This window comes from Corallococcus sp. CA047B, assembly GCF_003612065.1.
Classification (GTDB): domain Bacteria; phylum Myxococcota; class Myxococcia; order Myxococcales; family Myxococcaceae; genus Corallococcus; species Corallococcus praedator.
Window position 1 is genome coordinate 1 of record NZ_RAWD01000352.1, and the last position, 9,314, is coordinate 9,314.

The window sequence follows — 9,314 nt, forward strand, 5'->3', positions numbered from 1 at the left end:
CCGCGGCGCGGGGGGCGGCGGGAGGAACGGGTGCACCCGTGGCCGAGCGCACCGTCGGGGTCATGCCCGGCGGGGTGATGGGACCGCGCGGAGGTTCCATCGCGAACACGGGCGTGCCCCGCAGGGTCTCCGGCTCCAGCGGTTCGCCATCAAGGGTGGTGGCCTCGGTGGCCACCGGGGCGTTGCGCTCGCCCAGCTTGCGGCGATCAATATGGATGTCGCGGTCGAGCAGGCTCGGGACGGGAGCGACCGTGGGTGGGCGCGCGGCGGTGGCGGCGCAAGCGGTGCAATCTCCGACCGGCGGCAGCGAGGCGCCGCACTTCAGGCACTTGGACAACGGATCCTCCTGGCGATGCGCACAACCGCCGCCATGAAAGGCCGCATTCAGACCTGTAGCAAGAAAAGGACAAGCCCCCAGCCGGTCCCTCGCCCGAGGAACCGTCAGGGGCTCATCATCCCAACGGCCACCGTCCTTCGGAAACGGTGCGTGTAGCGCGCTTCATCCGCGGCCAATGCGGAGGGTGAGGGTCACGTCCTGCGAGGAGGCGCCCTTGCCCTCGATCTCCAGGGTCTCCTTGCCCGCCATCCGCCCGGTCGAGAACGAGGCCGGAGCGGTGGTCCCTTTCCCCGTCATCTGGAAGGACGCTGGAACGGCCCCGGTGGCTTCCAGGCCTGGCATGACGCGCATGCCGGATCCCGCCTCGAAGCCCGACATCGCGGGCCCGCTCGCCCGGGCCGCCTCGCCTTCCGTGAGGGGCACGCCCGACCGGGCCATGGGCTCCACGTAGCACTGGATGCCCTCGTAGCCCCAGCCGTACGCCCCGGTGCCGAGCTCTCCCCAGTTCGTGGTGTAGAAGTGGTCCCCGATGCCCGCGTTCCAGTAGCGGTAGAGCGGCACGGTGCCCGAGCGGGCCGTGGGGTAGACGTGGCCCTGGATGCCCTCGTAGCCCCAGCCGTAGGCCCCGGCGCCGAGCTCTCCCCAGCTCGTGGTGTAGAAGTGGTCCCCGATGCCCGCGTTCCAGTAGCGGTAGAGCGGCACGGTGCCCGAGCGGGCCGTGGGGTAGATGTGGCACTGGATGCCCTCGTAACCCCAGCCGTGGTTCCCGCCGCCCAGCTCGTTCCAGTTCGTGGTGTAGAAGTGGTCGCCCGCGCCCGCGTTCCAGTAACGGTGCAGCGGCACGGTCTGCACCTGGGTCGCCAGCAACTGTCTCAGGTCGGGCCGGTTGCCGATGCGTTGGGAGGCGGGCCTGCCCGGCGCGTCCTGTTGGGGCGAGCCCGTGGAGCGCAGCAGCGCGCGGGCCTCCATGGGCGTCATCAGCGCCGTGCTCTGGGCCCGGCGGACGCCCTGGAGGCAGCTCAGCGCGCCGACGACGATGGGGGATGCGCTGGACGTGCCGGAGAAGCCGTCGGTGTACCAGAGGTCTTCGTTGCCTCCGCCCTGGAGGTCTCCGTAGCCGGTGGTGGTGACCTCGCGCCCCCAGCCCTGCGCGTCCACGGCGGCGCCGAAGTTGGAGAAGTCCAGCCGCGAGCGGTCCGGTCCGTGGTCGTGGCCGTGCGTCCCCCGAGGCGGTGCGCCCGCGCCCGCGAGGATGGCGCCCGAGTCCCGTGCGCCGCGGCGGAAGGGATTCGACCAGCCAGGCGGGAAGCCGGGCTGCGGCACGTCGTACGCGGGGGCATCCAGGTCCTGGGCGCCGTTGCCCGCCGCCTCGACGACGATGACGCCCCGCGAGGTGGCGTACTGGATGGCGTCGTAGTCGTCCGGCCACCACTCGATGGCGATGAAGCCCTCCTGTCCCACGCCCGTGGCGAGCGGCCCCGGGCGGTGGAGTTCGATGAGGATGACATCTCCGGCGCCCAGCAGGTCCGCGGCGCGGCGGATGGCTCCGCCCGAGCCCAGCCCTCCGAAGATGGAGATGGCGCGGACGAAGGCGTCCGGGGAGATGCCGGTGACGCCCTGGCCGTTGGTGTCGCCGCCGATGACGCCGATGACGGCGGTGCCGTGGTTGCGCCAAATGGGGTCCGGGAGCTGCGAGCCACCGACCACGCCCCCCTGACTCTGGGTGAGGTCCTCGTGCGTGAAGCGCCAGGCGCCCTCGATGTCGATGACTCTCACGCCCGCTCCACGCCCTCCGGGCAGCGTCCAGGCATGAAGCGCGTCGACGCCACCTGGCGCCGCGCCCAGGAAGCCCTGGCGCGTGGTGAAGTCAGGCGTGGTGGGAGGCGCGTCCACGACCTGCGGCTGCATGGTGTTGAGCACCTCGTACGCCGGTTCGGCGGGAGGCTTCACGTATGCGGCCTCCACCATGGGGAGCGCCCGCAGGGACCTGGCGAGCGCGTCGAGTTGTTCGTCCGCCGCCTCCACCCGGTAGTAGCGCTGCAACTGCACCATGGGCGCGCCCCCGTCGACACCCGCCGCGGCCTTGGGCGCCGCATGTTCCTCGGTGGGCCCGAAGAGCGGGATCAGGCGGGCCTTCGAGGCCTGGAGCACCTTGGTCAACGGCGCCACATCCAGGTTCGTCGTGGATTGGAGCCCGGTCGCGCGTGCCCTCAGCCCTGCTTCCGGTGTGGCGATGACCACGAGTTCCCGTTCACCTTGAGGGCGCGGAGGAGGGGGCGAGCCGGATGGCTTGCGGGGCATGGTGTTTCTCCAGCGTGAGCGGGCATGAGTACCCGCGCCATGATGGAGTCCGGCTTCGCCAATGCGGCACCCTGCGACTTCCCGCTGACCACGCCTTCGCCAGGGAGACAGAACCCCGCCCGGGAAGGACGAGCGCCAGGGCCCCTGGCCGTGGATGGCACCCGCGTGAAGCAGAAACGACGGTTGGCGACGCACTCCAAGGAGCGCGCCGCCAACTCACCCTGACGAGGGGTCACATCGCCTCAATCTGGCTTCCGCCTCTCATGGGCGGACGCGCGCTAGGCGTGGACGCGGCGCCGTCCCGCTGCTCCGACCAGGAGTAGCACGAGGATCGATCCCACCACGGACATGATGATGCCGGAGGCGTGCAGGTCGAAGAGCTTCCCATCACGCTGGAACAGCGAGCCGACAAGACCGCCCACCAGCGAACCCACCATGCCCAGCAGGGTGGTGGCCACCAGGCCCATGCTCTGCTTGCCCGGCAGGATGGCCCGAGCGATGAGGCCCGCGATGAGGCCGATGATGATGAAGGCAATGATCCCCATGAGAGTCTCTCCTTTTGAGGGACCCGCGAGGTCCCGAATGGCAGAAACGTAGGAATGGGCACACGGATCCGTGACCCGGGATGGGGAGAGGGTCTGCCCGCCCGCCTGCTACCCGAGCGACCCGTCCAGATGCTGCATCACCGCGAGCGCCGCGAGCGCCGCCGTCTCCGTGCGCAGGATGCGCGCGCCCAGCGTGACGGGCCGCGCTCCCAGCTCGCGCAGCCCCGTGACCTCCTCCCGCGCCAGTCCGCCTTCGGGGCCAATCACCAGCGCCACCGGTGTGCCGGGCCCCACGCTCCGGAACGCCTCCCCCAGCGGCACCGCGGACTCCTCCTCGTCCAGCACCAGCAGGAGCGTGCCCGGCGTCAGTGACCGCGCCGCCTCCAACAGCGGACGCGGCGGGTGCACGCGCGGCACGTCGTCCCGGCGACACTGCCGCGCGGCCTCTTCAACAATCTTGGCCCACCGCTGCGTGCGCTCCTCGGCGCGCTTCGGCTCCAGCTTCACCACGCTGCGCGCGGTCGCCACCGGATGGAACGCGGTGGCGCCCAGCTCGGTGCCCTTCTGCAGCACCCACTCCAGCTTGTCGCCCTTGGGCAGTCCCTGGAGCACGCTCATCTCGCGCGCGGGCGGCGTCACGCGCACGGTGCCCAGCACGAGCCGCACGTCCTCCGCGCCCAGGCCCGTGACGCGTGCCTCGAAGGCGCGGCCCTTGCCGTCGAACACCTCCAGCGCGTCGCCGTCCTCCAGCCGCAGCACGTGCACGAGGTAGTGGCGGCGCTCGCCCGTGAGGGTGACGTCGGAAGGGGCGGGCTCGGGCAGGGGGACGAAGAGGCGGACCACGGCGACTTCCTTGGGAGGAGGGGCGCGAAGGATTCAGCAGGCCCCGCCCGGACACCAGCCCCGCATCCCCTTTTTCGGACACGTCCCCCGGGTGCGGGTCCCGGTGCGGCAGGACACGCGGATGCCCGTCCTGCTATGGGCCGCCACGCCCATGTCCACCTTCGTCATCGAGTCCACCCGCTCCGGCTTCGTCGAATCCTTCCACGTCGTCTCCGTCGCGGTGGTGAGCGCGGAGAGCACGCTCGTCGCGGCGGCGGGAGACCCGGACCGCGTCACCTTCTGGCGCTCGGCGGCCAAGCCCTTCCAGTCGCTGCCGCTGGTGCAGGACGGCGCGGCGGACCGCTACGGCTTCGGCCCGCGCGAGCTGGCGTTGGCGTGCGCGTCCCACTCCAGCGAACCCGTGCACCGCGCGCTCGCCATGCAGATGCTGCGCGCCTCCGGCTGTGAAGAGAACCAGCTCGCGTGTGGCCCGCATCCGTCGCTGTCCCAGACCGTGGCGGAGGAAGCGCTGCGCGCGGGCGTGGCGCTCACGCCCCGGTGGAACAACTGCTCCGGCAAGCACGCCGGCATGCTCGCGCTGGCCCGGCACCATGGGTGGGACCCCAAGGGCTACGCCAGCGCCGGACACCCGGTGCAGGAGCGCATCCAGGATGAAATCGCGAAGTGGACGGGCCTGCCGCGCGACGCGCTGGTGAAGGGCGTGGATGGGTGCCTCGCGGTGTGCTTCGGCCTGCCCCTGCGCGCCATGGCCACCGCGTGGGCCCGCTTCGGCATCTCCGAGGACCCGTCCGCGCGCCGCCTGCGCGAGGCGATGCTGGCGCACCCGGAGCTGGTCGCGGGCAGGGGCCGCGCGTGCACGGAGCTGATGACCGCCTTCCAGGGCGAGGCCGTGGTGAAGATTGGCGCGGAGGGCGTCTACTGCGCCGCGCTGCCCCGGGCCCGGCTGGGCGTGGCCCTCAAGGTGGAGGACGGCGATGCCCGCTGCGCCGCGCCCGCGCTCCTCACGGTGCTCCGGTTCGTGGCCGAACAGCAGGGCATCCCGCTGCCCATGGCGGGCCTGGAACACCACGCGGAGCCGCGCCTCTTCAACACCCGGGGCGAAGTGGTGGGCTCCCTGCGCGCGGCCGGTTCACTCGGCTTCGCGTGAGGTCCAAACCCAGGCCTGGAGCCCGGCTGTAGCGTGGAAGGTCACACGCGCCGCACACCCCGTAACCCGTCCCGCTACAACCCCGCGTCCCAGGCCCCGCGCTCCATCTGGGGGCGATGCGGGCACGCGGACTGCAATGACTCCCGGCACACGGCGGGAGTCGCGAGGTCCTGAGGTCAAGGGGGAAAGCCTCGCGAGTCCAAGGCAGGGGTCGGGTTGGCGGACACCGTTCGCGACCCGACCCCCCTTTGTTTTCAGCGCTGCAAGTCGATGCGCACCCACTCGCCCTGCTGCGCGCCCGCGAGCACCGTGCACCCGAGCTTCCGGAACGCGGCCTCCACGTCCACGCGCTGGTGCGCGAGCACGCCGGCCAGCACCAGCCGGTCCTTCGCCTTGGCGACGATGAGGGGCGCCAGTTCAATCAGCGTGTTGGCCAGGATGTTGGCGAGCACCAGGTCGAAGGTGCCCGGCACCTGCGTCAGCTCGCGCTCGGAGACGTCCAGGTCCGGCGTCGCGTTGTCGGTGCAGTTCTCCCGGGCCAGCTCCACGCAGACCGGGTCGTTGTCGGTGCCCACCACGGTGCCCGCGCCCAGCTTCTTCGCGGCGATGGCGAGGACTCCCGTGCCGGTGCCCACGTCCAGCACGCTCGCGCCCGGGTGCGTGGCCATGAAGTCGTCCACCGCGGCCAGACACAGCGCGGTGGTGGGGTGGTCCCCCGTGCCGAAGGCCATCTTCGGTTCAATGACGATGCGCAGCTTGTCCTTGGGCGCGTTCTCCGCCTCCCAGGGCGGCCCCACCCAGAGGCGGCCCACCTGCACGGACTTGATGAGCGACTTCCACTCATTGCTCCAGTCCTGCTGGGGCTGCTCGTCCAGGGTGATGCGCGCGTTGGGGTGGGATTCAGCGACCGCGTCGCGAGCGGCCTCCGCGCTGTCGCGGTCCTCGAAATAGGCGACGACGATGGCCTCGCCCGTGGAGGGCGCGCGCACGCCCGGCATGATGGGCATCTCGTGGTCGCGGACCTCCAGGCCCAGGGCGCCGGACTCGTGGAGCAGGTCCTGGAGAATCTCGGACGCTTCCTCCGCGATATCCACGGTGAGTGAAAGGTAGGTCTGGGACATGCGCCCCTTCTACCCCAGCCGGTGCGGCGTGGAAGCGCCGTTGGACGCTCCCACGCACGTCAGCCCCGACCCCGGCCGTGTCGCTACGGCCCCACGACGGCCATGGCCACGCGGTCGAAGTCGATGACCCGGCGGGCCACCTCCTGCACGTCCGCGGCGGTCACCTTCGCCACGTGCTCGGAGTAGTGCAGGAAGTTGTCCAGCCCCACGCCGTAGCAGGTGTCCAGCGCGAGCAGCGTCGCGCGGGCGCTGTTGCGCTGCAGGTCGATTTCGTACGAGCCGATGATGTGCTGCTTCGCGCGCTCCAGCTCCGCGTCCGGAATCGGCTCGTCGCGGATGCGCTCCAGCTCCTTGCGCATGCCCGCCACGGCCGCGTCCACCTTCTCCGGGCTCGTGCCCATGTAGACGGCGAAGTAGCCCGGATCCAATCCGTCCATGGAGAAGCTGCTCACGCTGTAGGCCATCGAGCGCTTGTCGCGCAGCTCGACGAAGAGCCGGCCGCCCTGGCCCGACAGCACCGTGGACAGCACGTCCAGCGTGATGCGCCACCGGTCCGTCAACCGGGCCGCCTGGAAGCCCATCACCAGGTGCGTCTGTGCTCGCGCCAGTTCCTTCTTCTCCGTGCGCGGAGCTGAAGGTGGCGCTTCCGGCAGCACCTGCTTCGGCGCCACCGCGCCGCCTCGCGCCTTTCCGAAGTACTCGAGCGCCAGCGCCCGCACCTCCTCCACGCGCACGTCGCCCACCACGCTGAGCGTCATCTGCGACGGGTCCATGTGCTGCCGGTGGTACGCCCGGAGCTGATCCGGCCCCAGCTTCTCCACCGACGCCTTCTCGCCCGTGAGCGGCAGCCGGTACGGGTGCTCGCGGTACAGCGTGCGCGCGAACAGTTCGAAGGCCAGGCTGGACGGCTTGTCCTCGCGGGTGAGGATGTCCTGCAGCAGCAGCGAGCGCTCCCGGGCCACCTCCTCCTCGCGGAAGGCGGGGTTGAGCAGGCAGTCGGCGAACAGCCGGAAGCCGGGCTCGAAGTAGCGCGACAGGAAGTCCGCCTTCAGGCTGACGGAGTTGCGGCCGCCCTGGGCGCTGACGTTACCCGCGTAGATGTCGCTCAGCTGGGAGATTTCATCCGCGCTGAGCGTGGTGGTGCCGCGCGTGAGGGTGCGGCTCACCAGCGTGGTGATGCCGTTGTCCTCGCTCGTCTCGTAGCGCAGGCCGCCGGTGAAGGCCGCGCGCATGGAGAACAGCGGCACGTGGGGCTCCACGCGCACCACCAGCGTCGCGCCGGAGGGCAGCTTCTCCTGGTACACCTCCGAGCGCGCGGACGCCGCCGTGCTCCGGGCCGGACGCGCCGGGGCATCCGGGGGAACGGGCCGGGAGGCGCGCTCCGGGGGCGTGATGCCGGGGCTCTTGGCCGCTTCGTCCAGCGCGGCGTTCACCGAGGCCTCCGTCAGCTCCGCGGAGGGCGGCACGAGCGCGGTGACGACGGCGTGCTCCAGCCGCAGGTACTTCTGGGCCACGCGGCGCAGGTCTTCAAGCGTCAGCCCGCGGATGTGCTCCATGTAGCGGGCCTCGGACTCCAGGCCGCCGGGGCTCGTCTGGTACGAGCCCAGGTTGCGCGCGGTGCCCTGCACGGTCTCCTTGCGGTAGACGGACTCCGCCTCCACCGCCGACTTGAGCGTGCGCAGCTCCTCCTCCGGCACCAGCGTGGTGCGCAGCGCCTCCAGCACGCGCGCCGTCTGCGTGAGCGCCTTCGTCGCCTGGGCCGGCGGCAGCGTCAGGCCCACGGAGAAGATGCCCGGGTCCTTGGGCGTGTACGCGGAGGCATGGATGTCATTGACCAGGTGCTGGCGGTGCTTCACCTCGCGCACCAGCCACGACGACTCGCCCTGGCCCATGACCATCGCCAGCATGTCCAGCGCGGGCACGTCCGGGTGCTCCAACTCCGGGATGGCGAAGGACAGGTGCAGGTAGGCTTCCTTCACGTCCTCGGTCTGCACGTGGACGCGCCGGCCGGTGGGCGCCGCGTCGCGGGGACGCTCCACCGGGCCCGCGTAGGGCCGGCCCCAGTCACCGCCGAAAATCTCCTCCACCCACTCGCGCAGCTCCGACTCGCGCAGGTCGCCCGCGACGGACAGGACCAGGTTCCTGGGCGTGTAGTGCCGGTGGTAGAACTCCAGCACCTTCTCGCGCGTGAAGCTGCGCACGCTCTCCTCGGTGCCGATGACGGGCAGCCGGTACGGGTGCGTCTGGAAGGCGGTGGCGAACAGCGCGCGCGAGGCCCGGCGCGACGGAGAATCGGAGCTGCGCTTGATCTCCTCGCACACCACCTCGATTTCGCGCGCCAGCTCGTCCTTGTCGAACGCGGAGCGGCGCACCGCATCCCCCAGGATGTCCAGGCCCGTGCGGGCGAACTGGCTGGCGATGACGATGTGGTAGACGGTCTGGTCGAAGGACGTCCAGGCGTTGATCTCCCCGCCGTGCGCCTCGATGTCGCGGGCGATTTCACCGGGGCCGCGCCGCTCCGTGCCCTTGAAGAGCATGTGCTCGTGCAGGTGGGCGAGCCCCGCCTGGTCGGGCCGCTCGTCCGCGCTGCCGGCCTTGACCCAGACCTGGAAGGCCGCGACCTTGGCGGCGTGCTGCTCTTCGAAAACGACGGTGAGACCGTTGGGCAGGGCGTAGCGGATGGCCATAGGGAGCGTCCGAAGCTGTCACCGCCCCCCCGGGGAGGCAAGGCGAGGTGTGTGAGGTGTGATGTTTGCCCCATTGGCTAACGCCCGGCGCCCCTCGCGTCGAGCGGACCGTGCCGCCTTCCTCCCGCCAGGCAGGCGAAGCGACGGCGGGGACGTCGCGTAACTGGTGGAAACCCCCCGCCGCCGGTAACCTGGGAAGCGCACATGCCGTCCCCTCCGGATGAGGCGGATCCGTTCGCGGACCTCAAGGATTTGCTGGATGACGGCGACGCCCCCGTGGCGACGCCCGCCCCGGCGCCCTCCAGGCCCATCACGGTTCCCAAGCCTCCCACC

Annotated in this window: 6 protein-coding genes and 1 pseudogene; 1 reads left to right on the plus strand and 6 read right to left on the minus strand. The window is 71.2% G+C overall.

The window, feature by feature from the left end:
• The 4 genes and pseudogenes from D7X74_RS35270 to D7X74_RS35285 all read right to left on the minus strand — a co-directional run.
• A pseudogene (locus D7X74_RS35270) lies at nt 1–337 on the minus strand (hypothetical protein); the annotation flags it as partial.
• Between the two features lie 162 nt (nt 338–499).
• Nucleotides 500–2,638 carry a S8 family serine peptidase gene (locus tag D7X74_RS35275; RefSeq protein WP_120537387.1) on the minus strand — a complete coding sequence of 713 codons (2,139 nt, stop codon included), beginning with the start codon at nt 2,636–2,638 and terminating at the stop codon, nt 500–502.
• 278 nt (nt 2,639–2,916) lie between these two features.
• Nucleotides 2,917–3,183, minus strand: a complete 267-nt coding sequence (locus D7X74_RS35280) for a GlsB/YeaQ/YmgE family stress response membrane protein (RefSeq protein ID WP_120537388.1) — start codon at nt 3,181–3,183, stop codon at nt 2,917–2,919.
• Nucleotides 3,184–3,291: 108 nt separating this feature from the next.
• Entirely contained in the window at nt 3,292–4,026 is a 735-nt protein-coding gene (locus D7X74_RS35285; RefSeq protein ID WP_120537389.1) for a 16S rRNA (uracil(1498)-N(3))-methyltransferase, read from the minus strand.
• A gap of 121 nt (nt 4,027–4,147) precedes the next feature.
• On the opposite strand from D7X74_RS35285, the gene D7X74_RS35290 reads away from it, so the two are divergent.
• Nucleotides 4,148–5,173: an asparaginase gene (locus D7X74_RS35290; RefSeq protein ID WP_120537390.1), complete on the plus strand. Its 1,026-nt coding sequence runs from the start codon at nt 4,148–4,150 to the stop codon at nt 5,171–5,173.
• A 254-nt stretch (nt 5,174–5,427) separates the two neighbouring features.
• Here the strand turns inward: D7X74_RS35290 and D7X74_RS35295 are convergent, their stop codons facing one another.
• The gene (locus tag D7X74_RS35295; protein WP_120537391.1) at nt 5,428–6,294 is read right to left on the minus strand and encodes a 50S ribosomal protein L11 methyltransferase; all 867 of its coding nucleotides are present in this window, start codon (nt 6,292–6,294) and stop codon (nt 5,428–5,430) included.
• Between the two features lie 83 nt (nt 6,295–6,377).
• A complete protein-coding gene (locus D7X74_RS35300; protein ID WP_120537392.1) occupies nt 6,378–8,981 on the minus strand; it encodes a pitrilysin family protein in 2,604 nt (867 codons plus the stop codon).
• Between the last annotated feature and the right edge of the window lie 333 nt (nt 8,982–9,314).

What these genes read in the sequence shown, in the direction of transcription:
- D7X74_RS35275 (WP_120537387.1), bottom strand. Translation starts at nt 2,638, where the DNA reads ATGCCCCGCAAGCCATCCGGCTCGCCCCCTCCTCCGCGCCCTCAAGGT.
- D7X74_RS35280 (WP_120537388.1), bottom strand. Translation starts at nt 3,183, where the DNA reads ATGGGGATCATTGCCTTCATCATCATCGGCCTCATCGCGGGCCTCATC.
- D7X74_RS35290 (WP_120537390.1), top strand. Translation starts at nt 4,148, where the DNA reads ATGCCCGTCCTGCTATGGGCCGCCACGCCCATGTCCACCTTCGTCATC.
- D7X74_RS35295 (WP_120537391.1), bottom strand. Translation starts at nt 6,294, where the DNA reads ATGTCCCAGACCTACCTTTCACTCACCGTGGATATCGCGGAGGAAGCG.
- D7X74_RS35300 (WP_120537392.1), bottom strand. Translation starts at nt 8,981, where the DNA reads ATGGCCATCCGCTACGCCCTGCCCAACGGTCTCACCGTCGTTTTCGAA.